At 69.2% G+C, this 13,168-nt stretch carries 14 protein-coding genes; 10 read left to right on the top strand and 4 right to left on the bottom strand.

Going from position 1 to position 13,168, the window contains the following annotated elements; genetic code table 11:
• Positions 1 to 57: 57 nt before the first annotated feature.
• Both FDZ84_RS01505 and FDZ84_RS01500 read right to left on the bottom strand, forming a co-directional pair.
• The gene (locus FDZ84_RS01505; protein ID WP_168584373.1) at positions 58 to 948 is read right to left on the bottom strand and encodes an IS982 family transposase; all 891 of its coding nucleotides are present in this window, start codon (positions 946 to 948) and stop codon (positions 58 to 60) included.
• A 74-nt stretch (positions 949 to 1,022) separates the two neighbouring features.
• Positions 1,023 to 2,333, bottom strand: a complete 1,311-nt coding sequence (locus FDZ84_RS01500) for an amino acid deaminase (RefSeq protein ID WP_246868726.1) — start codon at positions 2,331 to 2,333, stop codon at positions 1,023 to 1,025.
• Positions 2,334 to 2,431: 98 nt separating this feature from the next.
• On the opposite strand from FDZ84_RS01500, the gene FDZ84_RS01495 reads away from it, so the two are divergent.
• The gene (locus FDZ84_RS01495; protein WP_168584372.1) at positions 2,432 to 3,199 is read left to right on the top strand and encodes an IclR family transcriptional regulator; all 768 of its coding nucleotides are present in this window, start codon (positions 2,432 to 2,434) and stop codon (positions 3,197 to 3,199) included.
• Positions 3,199 to 3,333, top strand: a complete 135-nt coding sequence (locus FDZ84_RS38470; RefSeq protein ID WP_371812951.1) for a hypothetical protein — start codon at positions 3,199 to 3,201, stop codon at positions 3,331 to 3,333. Before FDZ84_RS01495 ends, FDZ84_RS38470 begins: the two co-directional genes overlap by 1 nt.
• Positions 3,334 to 3,450: 117 nt before the next feature.
• Here FDZ84_RS38470 and FDZ84_RS01490 read toward each other — a convergent pair whose 3' ends face one another.
• Positions 3,451 to 4,089, bottom strand: a complete 639-nt coding sequence (locus FDZ84_RS01490; RefSeq protein WP_168589721.1) for a LysE family translocator — start codon at positions 4,087 to 4,089, stop codon at positions 3,451 to 3,453.
• Positions 4,090 to 4,196: 107 nt separating this feature from the next.
• Here FDZ84_RS01490 and FDZ84_RS01485 point away from each other — a divergent pair, with 107 nt between their 5' ends.
• Positions 4,197 to 5,291 carry a calcium:proton antiporter gene (locus FDZ84_RS01485; RefSeq protein WP_168584371.1) on the top strand — a complete coding sequence of 365 codons (1,095 nt, stop codon included), beginning with the start codon at positions 4,197 to 4,199 and terminating at the stop codon, positions 5,289 to 5,291.
• A 351-nt stretch (positions 5,292 to 5,642) separates the two neighbouring features.
• Positions 5,643 to 6,302 carry a DUF1326 domain-containing protein gene (locus FDZ84_RS01480; protein WP_168589720.1) on the top strand — a complete coding sequence of 220 codons (660 nt, stop codon included), beginning with the start codon at positions 5,643 to 5,645 and terminating at the stop codon, positions 6,300 to 6,302.
• Positions 6,303 to 6,315: 13 nt separating this feature from the next.
• Here the strand turns inward: FDZ84_RS01480 and FDZ84_RS01475 are convergent, their stop codons facing one another.
• Positions 6,316 to 6,645, bottom strand: coding sequence for a DUF1844 domain-containing protein (locus tag FDZ84_RS01475; RefSeq protein ID WP_168589719.1), 330 nt, complete (start codon positions 6,643 to 6,645; stop codon positions 6,316 to 6,318).
• 352 nt (positions 6,646 to 6,997) lie between these two features.
• Here FDZ84_RS01475 and infC point away from each other — a divergent pair, with 352 nt between their 5' ends.
• The 6 genes from infC (at position 6,998) to pheT (ending at position 13,117) form a co-directional block, all read left to right on the top strand.
• Positions 6,998 to 7,537 carry a translation initiation factor IF-3 gene (infC, locus tag FDZ84_RS01470; protein WP_029535984.1) on the top strand — a complete coding sequence of 180 codons (540 nt, stop codon included), beginning with the start codon at positions 6,998 to 7,000 and terminating at the stop codon, positions 7,535 to 7,537.
• Positions 7,538 to 7,620: 83 nt separating this feature from the next.
• The gene (rpmI, locus tag FDZ84_RS01465; RefSeq protein ID WP_010313612.1) at positions 7,621 to 7,815 is read left to right on the top strand and encodes a 50S ribosomal protein L35; all 195 of its coding nucleotides are present in this window, start codon (positions 7,621 to 7,623) and stop codon (positions 7,813 to 7,815) included.
• Between the two features lie 99 nt (positions 7,816 to 7,914).
• Positions 7,915 to 8,283, top strand: coding sequence for a 50S ribosomal protein L20 (gene rplT, locus FDZ84_RS01460; protein WP_093266845.1), 369 nt, complete (start codon positions 7,915 to 7,917; stop codon positions 8,281 to 8,283).
• Between the two features lie 35 nt (positions 8,284 to 8,318).
• Positions 8,319 to 9,140 carry an RNA methyltransferase gene (locus tag FDZ84_RS01455; protein WP_168584370.1) on the top strand — a complete coding sequence of 274 codons (822 nt, stop codon included), beginning with the start codon at positions 8,319 to 8,321 and terminating at the stop codon, positions 9,138 to 9,140.
• Between the two features lie 273 nt (positions 9,141 to 9,413).
• A complete protein-coding gene (gene pheS, locus FDZ84_RS01450; protein WP_168584369.1) occupies positions 9,414 to 10,475 on the top strand; it encodes a phenylalanine--tRNA ligase subunit alpha in 1,062 nt (353 codons plus the stop codon).
• A gap of 149 nt (positions 10,476 to 10,624) precedes the next feature.
• Complete coding sequence (gene pheT / locus FDZ84_RS01445; protein ID WP_168584368.1) at positions 10,625 to 13,117, top strand: phenylalanine--tRNA ligase subunit beta; 2,493 nt, start codon at positions 10,625 to 10,627, stop codon at positions 13,115 to 13,117.
• Positions 13,118 to 13,168: the final 51 nt, after the last annotated feature.

Genomic DNA, 13,168 nt, shown 5'->3' with positions numbered 1-13,168 from the left:
AAACAACAAGCTTAGACCACGCCGTCGTCCTAGATGATTGATTCCGTGAAGTTGGTGTTAGTGGTCGAACGCGATGAGTGAGCGTTTGCTGGTCGCGCCGGTTTCCCAGTTGTGCCAGATGCCTGCGGCCATGGCCAGCAAGCGCTGGGCGACGCGGGTGAACACGCCTGCCGGGGTGCGTCCGCCGTGCTGTTCGAGGCCGAGTTGGCTTTTGAGGGTCTGGTTGACCGACTCGATCCACTGGCGCACACCGCCGAGGTTGCCGCATGCGTAGGTTTCGTCCTTGCGGTCCGGGCGCAGTAGCCGCAGTTGCTTCGACTCGGTGAGTTTCTTGAACTCCTTGCCGGAGAAACCCTTGTCGGCCAACAGAATCTGGCCGTTGCGGATCAGGTAGTGGTTGTTGTCGAGTAACGCGGCCAGCACCTCGCGTTCGCCGATCTTGGGGTCGGCCAGGCACCACATGACCGGCATCCCGTCCCCGGTACACACGAGGTAGAGCTTCAGGCCCCAGTACCACCTGGAGTGTGACGCGCAGTAACCATAGTTGGCGTGGCCGGCCAGGTCCGAGCGTTTCACCGTCTCCCGGGACATGCCGCATGGCACCGGGGTGGCGTCGGTGATCCACAGGTCGTCGAACCAGGACGGGCAGCACGCGGCCAGGGTGATGATTGCCTTGCACAGCAAGGGCTGCGCGTTCCTCAAACGCTTGTTGTATCCGGGCTGGCGAGGCACGTGCGGGAACATCGCCAGCAGCTCGGGGTTGCTATGCACGTGCCGCATCCAGCGACGCTCACCGTTGTAGCGCAGCAGAACCTGAGCCACCGCCAGCGTCAGCAACTCACTGTCGGTGAACAGCGGGCGCCGTCCCCGTCCGGTCCGAGCCGGGACGACATGGTCATCGATCAGCACGTAGAGTGCGGTCAGGAGGGTGTTCAGTTCTTTCGTCACAGTTTGATCTTGAACACCCTCCTCCCAGGCCGTCACACCGGCCCCCTTCACATGATCTTCACGGAATCAATCATCTAGAAGAACGTGCGCACCAGGTCGATCACGGTGTCGCCGGCGATGACCGGGATCAGGGGCCACTTGTCGAACACCGTGCAGGGGTGGGACAGGCCGAAACCCATCCAGTCGCCGATCTGCGGATCGGCGTCCCGCACGGTCAGGAACGCGTGCTGGTCGGCCAGCGAAGTCACCTCGCACGAACCGGCGGCCAGCTCCCGGATCTCGCCGTCCGCGCCGCGGATCACCTGCGGTTCCGGGAGGTCCTGGTCGAACGACACGTCCCGGCGGCCCATGGTCAGCAGCGCCAGGCCCCGCTCGGGCCGGGAGGTGACCTGCGCCCACACCCGCATCGCGGGGCGGAACGGCGATTCCGCGCCCGCCAGCCGGTGCTCGCGGCCGAACGGCGAGCGGACCCGGTAGAAACCGTCGTCGTGCAGCAGGTATCCGCCGCTGCGCAGCACCGGCACGACCTGCAGCCCGGCCGGCCACGGCTCGGTGAACGCCTCGGCGACCTGGTCGAAGTACGCGCTGCCGCCGCAGGTGACGATCACCTCGTCCAGCCCCGCGAAGTGGCCCGCCTGGGCCAGTTCCGCCACGAGGTCGCGCAACCGCCCCAGGTATCGATCCACAGTGGACAACGCCTGCTCGCTGACGTCGTGCCCCAGCGCGCCCTCGTAGCCGCCGACCCCGACCAGTCGCAGCATCGGGCTTTCTAGTACCAGGTCGGCGATCTCGCGCGCTTCGGCGATCGTGCGCGCACCGGTCCGGGCACCGTCGCTGCCGAGCTCGACCAGCACGTCGACCCGCCGGGACGCGCCGTGGTGGGCCAGCGTCTCGGCCATCAGCTGCGCTCCACGCACCGAGTCCACGAAGCAGCTGAACTCGAATTCGGGGTTGGCGTCCAGTTCGCCGGCCAGCCAGGCCAGCCCGCTGGGGTCCAGCAGCTGGTTGGCGAGCATGATCCGCTCGACGCCGAAGGCGCGATAAACCCGCAGCTGGCTGACGTTCGCCGCGGTGATGCCCCAAGAACCGGTCGCAAGCTGCCGTTCGAAGAGCCGCGGCGCCATCGTCGTCTTGCCGTGCGGCGCGAGCTGCAGGCCGTGCAGCGCGCACCAGTCGGCCATGGTCTGCAGGTTGTGCTGCAAGGCCGCATCATCGAGCACCAGCAGCGGGCCGACGAAGCCCGCGTCGTACAACTTCGGGCGCTGCTTGAGGAACTCGCCGACGGTGCTGCCGAAGGCCTCGGACGGCATGCCTTTGAAGCGCCAGTCGATGCGCTCGTCGTGCAGCGAGCGAACCGCCGCGGTGTTGATCCCCCGTGCCGACACCAAGGCCTCCTATTGCGTAGAATGCAACAGCGGTTGCGTAGAATGCCGGATAGGTGTGTACCATCAGCCGCGCGACGCGTCAACGGATGGAGCGGCCGGTGAGCCAGAGCTTGGAACGCGGTCTGACGGTGCTGACCGCGCTGGCCGCCGGGCAGCAGACGCTCGACCAGCTTGCGAAACGCCTGGGCGTGCACAAATCAACCGCGATGCGCCTGCTGCGCACCCTCGAGGCGGGCCGCTTCGTGCGCCGCGAGGACGTGCACCACTACCGCCTCGGCAGCGCCCTGTTCGACCTCGCCCACCAAGCGCTGGAAGACCTCGACGTGCGCGGCGTGGCTCGGCAGTACCTGGTGGCGCTGGGGGAGATCAGCGGGCACACCGTGCACCTGGCGACCCTCGAAGACAATCAGGTCGTCTACATCGACAAAGTGGACAGCCAGCACCCGGTGCGGATGTACTCCCGCATCGGCCGCCGCGCGCCGGTGCACTGCACGGCGGTGGGCAAGGTGCTGGTGGCTTACTGGCCGACGCAGCAGCGCCGCCGGTTCGCCGAACAGCTCAACTACCCGAAGCTGACCACCAACACCATCGACTCGGCCGAGCGGTTCCTGGCCGAACTGGACCGGGTGCGCGCCCAGGGCTACGCGGTGGACCGCGGCGAGCACGAGAACTTCATCCACTGCGTCGGCGCGCCGATCCGCAACCACCGGGGCGAGGTCGTCGCGGCTCTGTCGCTTTCGGTGCCGAAGGTACTGCTGGACTTCGACGGGCTGCTCGGCCTCGCCGACGACGTGCGGCGCGCCGCCGACGGGGTTTCCGCCGAGTTGGGGTGGCAGCCGGAAAACCCGAGAGCAAAGGAAGTCTGATGGCCAGGGCCCGCGTCGTCGGCGAACCCTTCCCGGCTCGCACCACGGTCTACGTCGGCCTACCCGCCGGCCTCCTCGTCGAAATCGACGCCCTCGCGGTCCTCGAAATCGACGCCCTCGCGGTCCTCGACTGATTCGAATGTTCAAGGGCTGATTCGAATGTTCAAGGGCGCCTTCGGCCGGATCGGTCGGAGGCGCCTGTCGCTTACGCCGCTACCCGCACCGCCACGCAAGCCAAGCCGCACAGTTCTTTACTCCTTGCGGCCGGTGACGGCGAGGGTCAGGCCGAGGCCGATCATGGCGAAACCGCCCGCCCGCTGGACGATCGCCAGCCGCCGCGGGGCGCTGGCGATCCAGGTCCGGGCCGTGGCCGCGAACAGGCCCCATATGCTGTCCGAGACCAGCGCGATGGCGATCGGGATGAGCCCGAGCAGCAGCATCTGCACCGGGACGTGGCCCAGTTCCGGGTCGATGAACTGCGGGACCACCGCGGTGAAGAAGATGAATGTCTTCGGGTTCGCCACCCCCACCACGACGCCTTCCCGCAGCGTCTTCAGGATGCCGAGGCCCGGCGTCTGCCCGGGCAGTTCGCCAGCGAGCGGGCGACTGCTGCGCAGCGCCTTGATGCCCAGGTAGACGAGGTAGGCCGCGCCCGCCATCTTGATCGCGGTGAACACCACGAGCGACTGCGCCACCACCGCGCCGACGCCCAGCGCCACCGCGACGGCCACCAGGTAGCACCCGATGGCATTGCCGACGACGCTGGTCAGCGCGGTGCGCCTGCCATGCGCCAGCGCCCGGCCCACGACGAACAACACGCTCGGCCCGGGCACCGCGATGATCACCAACGACATCGCCGCGAAAACCAGCAACCGATCAACCGATACCATCACGCGCACCTCCTCGATCAGCCTGGCAAGCCAACACGCCAGACGCCAGCCGTTTCACCCGGCAGCTTCGCGCCGCGGCGCCACGCGGCAGCTTCTACTGTGGACACATGCCGCTGCGCTCGCTGCTGTCCTGGACCGTGCTGGTGCCGGTGCTCGCGATCATCGCGCTGGCCATCACCTGGACCCACAAGGAACTCGGCATCATCCCGGTGCTCATCGTCGCGATCCTGCTCGCGGGCGCGGTGCTGACCGCCGTGCACCACGCGGAGATCGTCGCCCACCGGGTGGGCGAACCGTTCGGCTCGCTGGTCCTGGCGGTGGCCGTCACGGTCATCGAAGTAGGGCTGATCGTCACGCTGATGAGCTCCGGCGGCCCGGAAGCCGCGACGCTGGCTCGCGACACGATCTTCGCCGCGGTCATGATCACCACCAACGGCATCGTCGGCCTCTCCCTACTGGTGGGCGCCCTCCGCTACGGGCTGACGCCGTTCAACGCCGAAGGCACTGGTGCGGAGCTGGCGACGGTGACGACGCTGGCCGCGTTGAGCCTGGTGTTCCCGACCTTCACCACGACCCTGCCGGGCCCGGTGTACTCGGCACCGCAGATGGCGTTCGCCGCGGTGGCCTCGCTCGTGCTGTACGGCATGTTCGTGTTCACCCAGACCATCCGGCATCGGGACTTCTTCGTGCCGGTCACCGACGAGGGCACGGTCGCCCCAGAGGAAGACCACGCGCGGCCGCCGAGCGGAGGCCGGACAGCGGCGAGCCTCGTGCTGCTGGTGGTCGCGCTGGTCGCCGTCGTCGGGCTGGCGAAGGTAGAGTCCCCGGCGATAGAGGCCGCGGTCGAGGCGGTCGGCTTCCCGCAGTCCTTCGTCGGCGTGGTGATCGCCCTGCTGGTGCTGCTGCCGGAGACGATCGCGGCGGTGCGCGCCGCCGCCCGCCAGCGGGTGCAGATCAGCCTCAACCTCGCCTACGGCTCTGCGATCGCCAGCATCGGCCTGACGATCCCGGTGATCGTGCTCGCCTCGATCTGGCTGAACGGCCCGCTGCACCTCGGACTCGGCGGAACCCAGCTCGTGCTGTTCATCCTGACGGTCATCGTCAGCGTCCTCACGGTCGTCCCCGGCCGCGCCACCCGCCTGCAAGGCGGCGTCCACCTCGCCATCCTCGCGGCCTTCATCTTCCTGGCCGTCAACCCGTGACGAAGGCGGTGAGGCGCACCCGATCAGGTCGGCGGCCAGTTCTCGTCGGCGTGTTACGAGTGTCCACAGTTGACAGTTGGAGATGGTAGCCGGGCCGGCGCTGTCCCGGCGGGAAAACTTCTTCACGCGAAGCCTTGTTGTGTTATCTGCTATCGGCCAAAAGCTCGGTCGGCATTCGGCTCGTGGTCAAGATCTTGCGGCTTGGCAAGGACTTCGGGTATTGACTGTCCACTGTGCATTGCATTGTGTGCAATGTCCGTAGTCGCGCGGGTCTTTCGGCCGTGCCGGGTTTTCCGCGGAACGGGGATCCTGGCGCCCGAGCACGAGCCGATCCGCTTCCGGAGGGCTGATGTGGGTGTGCCGGGCGTTGCGAAATGGCATGTGGCGGGCGACTGGTTCTATACGTGCAAGTGTGAGATCCCGTGCCCGTGCTCTTTCGCGCAGCCGCCGACCTACGGCGACTGCGACGGCATCCGGCTGTGGCACATCCGAACCGGCGACTACGGCGACCTGGGGCTCAGCGGCCTGAACGTCGCGATGCTGATTTCCTACGCCGGGAACGTCTGGACGGGGGAGCACCACGACGCGCGTGCCGCGTTCTTCTTCGACGAGCGCGGCGGCGAGGCGCAACTCGCGGCGCTTCGGGCGATCTTCACCGGGCGGGCCGGCGGTTGGCCGCAGCGGTTCGTCGAAATGCTCCGGCCGGAGATCGTGGCCGTGGAGTCGAGCCCGATCGAGGTCCGCATCGCCGACGACCTGGCCGGCTGGAGCGTCCGGCTCCCCGGATACGCGGAGGCGGCCGTCGAAGCGCTCACCGGTCCAACTGCCGCCGAAGGCGTCCGGGTCCAGGTGCACAACCTGCCGGGCGCGGAGGTCGGCCCAGGTCAGCCGCTCGCGACCTGGGGACGGGCGACTCTCGACCGGGCCGACGCGTTCGGCTTCAGCTGGGAGCGGGTGGGCAACTCCAGCACGCACATCCCGTTCGGCTGGACGGGACCGGAGGCGGCATGACCCGCTCGGGGGATCAGTAGACGGGGCCGGTGTACTTCTCGCCCGGGCCCTGCCCCGGTGCGTCCGGGTGGGTGGAGGCCTCGCGGAACGCGCGCTGCAGCGACTGCAGGCCGTCGCGGACCGGACCCGCGTGCGGCCCGAGGTACTCGACGGAGGCGGTGACCAGCCCGGCCAGCGCGGTGATCAACCGGCGCGCCTCGTCCAAGTCGCGCTCCGCCGCGGCGTCCGGGTCCTCGGCGGCCAGCCCCAGCTTCTCCGCCGCCGCGGACATCAACATGACCGCCGCGCGGCTGATCACCTCGACGCTGGGAACATCGGCGAGCTCGCGGACGTTGAGTTCCATGTCTGCGTCGTGCGCCTGCTGCTCACCCGGCAGGTCGGACGTGGTCGGGGGCGCGGTTGGCTGCGGTTCGGTCACGCCTGCTACCCTGACACGCACGACCAGCCCCTGCTCAAGCGGGGGCGGCAAAGTGGAGTCCCGCTCCCACCCGAGTAGCCGCCACAGGCTTCCGGGTCCCGGTCCTGTCGACGGTGCGAGCCGTCGGTGGCACGAACGGTATTGCGGTACCGGTTCGATCGGTATGGAGTCAGGGTCCCGCGGGCCGCGCAGGCGGAACGACGGGACCTCTGCATTCCGGGGTGAGCTCTACGCGCCGCGGTGCAGTCAACTACAGCCATCGAACCGAGGAGGGCCCATCAGCTCCGAGACGCGCATCAACGACCGCATCAGGGTTCCGGAGGTCCGGTTGGTCGGACCGAACGGTGAACAGGTCGGGATCGTCCGCATCGAGGACGCACTCCGGCTAGCCCAGGAAGCGGATCTGGACCTTGTCGAGGTCGCCCCGCAGGCGCGCCCGCCGGTCTGCAAGCTCATGGACTACGGCAAGTTCAAGTACGAGAGCGCGCAGAAGGCTCGCGAATCGCGTCGCAACCAGCAGCAGACCGTCATCAAGGAGCAGAAGCTCCGGCCGAAGATCGACCCGCACGACTATGAGACGAAGAAGGGCCACGTGTCCCGCTTCCTCAACCAGGGTCACAAGGTCAAGGTGACGATCATGTTCCGCGGTCGTGAGCAGTCGCGTCCCGAGTTGGGCTTCCGCCTGCTGCAGCGACTGGCCGATGACGTGTCCGAACTCGGGTTCATCGAGGCGAACCCGAAGCAGGACGGTCGCAACATGATCATGGTTCTTGCGCCGCACAAGACGAACAAGACCAAGCCCAAGGCGAACGCTTAAGTCCGCAGGGCTCGTGATGTGACGCCGGGCCGGGACGCAGTCCGCGCCCCAGCCCGGCATCAGTACGAAACGAGGACGAGAAGATGCCGAAGAACAAGACCCACAAGGGCACCTCGAAGCGCTTCAAGGTGACCGGCACGGGCAAGCTGCGGCGCGAGCAGGCCGGTCGTCGGCACATCCTGGAGAAGAAGTCCAGCCGTGTCACCCGCCGGCTCGAGGGCACCGAAGCGGTGGCCAAGGCCGACGTCAAGCGCATCAACCGACTGCTGGGTCGCTGAACCCCGACCCGCTGCACCCGAAGCAGCAGGTCAGCAACGCAGTTCCAGCAACCCGCACGGGCGGTTCCCCGCCCCCGATGAGATAACAGGACGGACCCCGTGGCACGCGTCAAGCGGGCAGTCAACGCCCAGAAGAAGCGCCGCACCATTCTCGAGTCGGCCCGCGGCTACCGCGGTCAGCGCTCCCGGCTGTACCGCAAGGCCAAGGAGCAGATGCTCCACTCGATGACCTACGCCTACCGCGACCGGCGGGCCCGCAAGGGTGACTTCCGGAAGCTGTGGATCACCCGCATCAACGCCGCGACCCGGCAGCACGGCCTGAGCTACAACCGGTTCGTGCAGGGCCTGAAGGCCGCCGAGGTCGAGGTCGACCGGAAGATCCTGGCCGAGCTCGCGGTCAACGACCCGCAGGCTTTCGCCGCGCTGGTCGAGGTGGCTCGCAAGAACCTGCCGGAGAGTGCGGCCTGACCACCGAAGGCCCCTACGCTGCACCGCGACCCGGGATGACGACTCCACTCACGGAGCGATCGTCCCGGGTCGCGGTCGCTCGCAAGCTCACCCGCCGCGCCGGCCGGGAGAAGGCCGGGGCGTTCCTCGCCGAAGGCGCCCAGGCGGTGGGCGAGGCGCTGACCGCGCACGCCGACGGGGTGCTGCGGGTGCGCGACGTCTTCGCCACCGAGCAATCCCGGCACGCCGAGTTCCTGGACCGGGCCCGCGCCGAGTCGGTGCCGGTCCACCTGGTCACCGAGCGGGCAGCGGCGTCGCTGTCGGAGACGGTGACCCCGCAAGGACTGATCGCGGTCTGCGACCTGCCGGACACCACGCCGTCCGCCGCGCTCGCCGGGCGCCCGAAGCTGGTCGCGGTGCTGGTCGGTGTGGCGGATCCGGGCAACGCGGGAACCGTGGTACGGGTCGCCGACGCGGCCGGTGCCGGTGCCGTGCTGTTCGCCGGCGACACCGTCGACGCCTACAACGGCAAGGCGGTGCGGGCGTCCACCGGGAGCCTCTTCCACCTGCCCGTTGCGCGTGACCGCGACGTCTCCGCCGTGCTTTCCGCCTGCCGCGCGGCCGGGCTCCGCCTGGTCGGCGCCGACGGCTACGCCACCGGCGACCTCGACACGGCCGACCGCGACGGTGAGCTCGCCGAGCCCACGGCGTGGGTGTTCGGCAGTGAAGCCCACGGGCTACCGGATGAGGTGAAATCGGAACTGGATGCCACGCTCCGGGTCCCGCTCTACGGGCCTGCGGAAAGCCTCAACCTGGCCACGGCCGCAGCAGTCTGCCTCTACGCCTCAGCCCGCGCCCAGCACCGCCAGGACGCCTAGGCCGGGCGATTTCGCGCGAAATCGGCACCTGCCAGGCGGCGTGGGCGGCGATTTCGCGCGAAATCGGCACCTCTCACGCGGCGCGGGCGGCGATTTCGCGCGAAATCGCCTCACCGGATCTCGGCGAAAAGCGGTTGGGGCCGTCGCATAGACTCTAGGGGCTAGCTTGCGGCTTGAGTCGTATGCCAATGAGCAGGTTCGCCGACCTGGGCAACTGCCGCTCAGGGATCGGGCACCGATGCCTGTCGGATCAACGGGAGTCACGCACTAACGATGTCTGGAGCCAACGACCCGTACGACCCGAAAGAGGTCGCCGCGCTGTCGCCGGAGACGCTGGACCGCGCGGTGGTCGAGGCCGGCAAAGCCTTCGCCGCGGCCACCGACCTCGACGCGCTGGCCGTGGTCAAGCCCGCGCACCTCGGTGACCGCTCGCCGCTGCTGACCGCGCGCCGGGAGATCGGCGCGCTGCCGCCGAAGGCGCGCTCGGAGGCGGGCAAGCGCGTCAACCAGGCTCGCGAGGCCATTCAGGGCGCCTTCGACGAGCGCCGCGCGGCCCTGCAGGCCGAGCGCGACGAGCGGGTGCTGCGCGAGGAGACGGTCGACGTCACGCTGCCCTGGGACCGGGTCCCGGCCGGCGCGCGCCACCCGATCACCCAGCTCGCCGAGGACATCGAGGACACCTTCGTGGCGATGGGCTGGGAGGTCGCCGAGGGCCCCGAGCTGGAAGCCGAGTGGTTCAACTTCGACGCGCTGAACTTCGGCAAGGACCACCCGGCGCGCACCATGCAGGACACCTTCTACGTGGCCCCGGAGAACTCCGGGCTGGTGCTGCGCACCCACACCTCGCCGTCGCAGGTCCGCGCCCTGCTGGATCGCGAGCTGCCGGTGTACGTGGTCTGCCCGGGCCGCACCTTCCGCACCGACGAGCTGGATGCCACCCACACCCCGGTGTTCTCGCAGGTCGAGGGCCTGGCGGTGGACAAGGGCCTGACCATGGCGCACCTGAAGGGCACGCTGGACGCGTTCGCCCGGTCGATGTTCGGCCCGGAGTCCAAGACCCGGCTGCGGCCGTCGTACTTCCCGTTCACTGAGCCATCGGCCGAGATGGACGTGTGGTTCCCGGAGAAGAAGGGCGGCGCCGGCTGGGTCGAGTGGGGCGGCTGCGGCATGGTCAACCCGAACGTGCTGCGCGCCTGCGGCGTCGACCCCGAGGTCTACACAGGCTTCGCCTTCGGCATGGGCCTGGAGCGCACGCTGATGTTCCGCAACGGCATCCCCGACATGCGCGACATGGTCGAGGGCGACGTCCGGTTCACCCAGCCGTTCGGTATTTGAGGATCTGTCGATGGTTGATCTGCGTAGCGGTGCAAGTGGCGGAACCTCAGAGGCTCCCTGGACTGTGGGTGCCCCTCCTTGTGTATGTCCAACGCCTGCTATGACACTCACCGACACCACCCACCAGAACGAGAGAGAGGCCTGACCAAGTGCGGATTCCGGTTTCCTGGTTGGCCGAGCACCTTGAGCTGCCCGAGGAGACGACCGCGGAGACGCTGGCCGAAGCGTTCATCCGGATCGGGTTGGAGGTCGAGGAGGTCGCCCACCTGACCCAGGTGCGCGGGCCGCTCGTGGCCGGTCGTGTCGCCGAGATCGAGGAACTCAACGAGTTCAAGAAGCCGATCCGGTTCTGCCAGGTCGAGGTCGGCGAGACCGAGACCGGCCAGCAGCGCGTGCAGGGCATCATCTGCGGTGCCCGCAACTTCCAGGAGGGCGACCTGGTCGTGGTCGCGCTGCCCGGTGCGGTGCTGCCCGGCGACTTCGAGATCACCTCGCGCAAGACCTACGGCAAGGTCAGCGAGGGCATGATCTGCTCGGCCAAGGAGCTGGGCATCGGCGAGGACCAAGACGGCATCCTGGTGCTGCCGCCCGGCTCTGCCGACCCCGGCGATGACGCGGTCGAGCTGGTGGGGCTGGAAGACTCGATCATCGAGCTGTCCATCACCCCGGACCGCGGCTACTGCTTCTCGGTGCGCGGCCTGGCCCGCGAACTGTCCAACGCGCTGGACGTGCCGTTCGGCGACCCGGGCACCCGCCCGGTCCCGGCCGACGACCGGCCGTCGCGCGGCGTGGAGCTGCGCGACCCGAGCGCCTGCCAGCGGTTCGTGCTGCGCCGGGTCACCGGCGTCGACCCGACCGCGCCGAGCCCGTGGTGGATGCGCCGCCGCCTGGCGCTGGCCGGGATCCGCTCCATCTCGCTGGCCGTGGACGTCACCAACTACGTGATGCTCGAACTCGGCCAGCCGCTGCACGCGTTCGACACCGCGAAGCTGACCGGCGACCTGGTGGTGCGCCGCGCCGAGCAGGGCGAGAAGCTGACCACCCTGGACGGCCTGAGCCGCGAACTGGACCCGGACGACATCGTGATCGCCGACGAGTCCGGCCCGGTGTCGCTGGCTGGGGTGATGGGCGGCGAGTCCACCGAGATCAGCCACAACACGCACGACGTTTTGCTGGAGGCGGCGAACTGGGCTCCGGCCAGCATCGCCCGCACCATCCGCCGGCACAAGCTGCCCAGCGAGGCGGGCAAGCGGTTCGAGCGGTCGGTGGACCCGGCGATCGCCGCGGTGGCCACCGAGCTGGCCGCGCAGTTGCTGGTCCGCTACGGCGACGGCACCATCGCGCCGGGCCGCACCGACGTCGGCGAGCCGAAGCGGCCCGAGCCGGTGACCATGCCGCTGGCGTTGCCGGACAAGATCGCCGGGGTGTCTTACGAGCGCGGCGTGACCGCCCGGCGGCTGGGCCAGATCGGCTGCCGCATCGAGGTCGGCACCTCCGACCTGGGAGTCGGCCTGGTGACGGCGACCCCGCCGACCTGGCGGCCGGACCTGAAGCAGCCGTATGACCTGGTCGAGGAAGTGCTGCGCCTGGAGGGGTACCACACGATCCCCTCGGTGCTCCCCGCCGCGCCGCCCGGGCGCGGGCTCACCGCCCTGCAGCGCCGCCAGCGCGCGGTGTCCCGCGCGCTGGCCGGTGAGGGCTACGTCGAGGTGCTGCCGTTCCCGTTCGTCGGAACGGCGATGCTCGACGCCTTCGGTCTCGCCGAGGACGACCCGCGGCGGCGCACCATGTCGGTGCTCAACGCGTTGGAAAGCGACCGGGCGCTGCTGACCACGACGCTGCTGATCGGGTTGGCGGAAACCTTGCAGCGCAACGTTTCCCGCGGCCAGCGCGATCTCGCGCTGTTCCACATCGGACAGGTCGTGCAGCCTGCGGAGAATCAGCCCGTGGTGCCGGAGGTCGGCGTCGACGGACGTCCCACCGACGAGCAGATCGCCGCGCTGCACGCATCGCTGCCGGCGCAGCCTGCACACGTCGCCGTGATGCTGGGCGGCCAGCGCGAGCAGGCCGGTTGGTGGGGCAAGGGCCGCGAGGTGAGCTGGGCGGACGCGGTGCAGGCCGCGCGTGTGGTCGCCGCGGCGGCGGGGGTGGAGCTGAACATGGCCGCGGGCGAGCTCGCGCCGTGGCACCCGGGCCGGTGCGCGCAGCTGAAGGTCGGCGAGACCGTGGTCGGTCACGCCGGTGAGCTGCATCCGAAGGTCGTCGAGGCGCTGGGCCTGCCGAGGCGGACCTGCGCGATGGAGCTCGACCTGGACGCCCTGCCGTTGTCCGACCGCCGCCCGGCGCCGCAGATCTCGGCGTACCCGCCGGTGCTGATGGACATCGCCTTGGTGGTGGACGACGGCGTGGCCGCAGCCGACGTGGTCGACGCGGTCCGTACCGGCGGCGGCGAGCTGCTGGAGGATGTGCGGCTGTTCGACGTCTACGCGGGCGAGCAGTTGGGCGAGGGCAAGAAGTCGCTGGCCTTGGCGCTGCGCTTCCGCGCTTCGGACCGGACCCTGAAGCAGGAGGAGGCCACCGAGGCCCGGGACGCGGCGGTGCGCGCCGCCACCGAGCGTCTCGGCGCCAGCCTCCGTGCGTGATTGTTCTGCCGCAATTTCCATTGAAATCAAAGGTTTGATTTCAATGGAAAT

The sequence above is a fragment of the Saccharopolyspora sp. ASAGF58 genome (assembly GCF_012277335.1).
GTDB lineage: Bacteria > Actinomycetota > Actinomycetes > Mycobacteriales > Pseudonocardiaceae > Saccharopolyspora > Saccharopolyspora hattusasensis.
The sequence above is the reverse complement of the archived record's forward strand: the minus strand, read 5'-3'. Positions and strand labels throughout refer to the sequence as shown.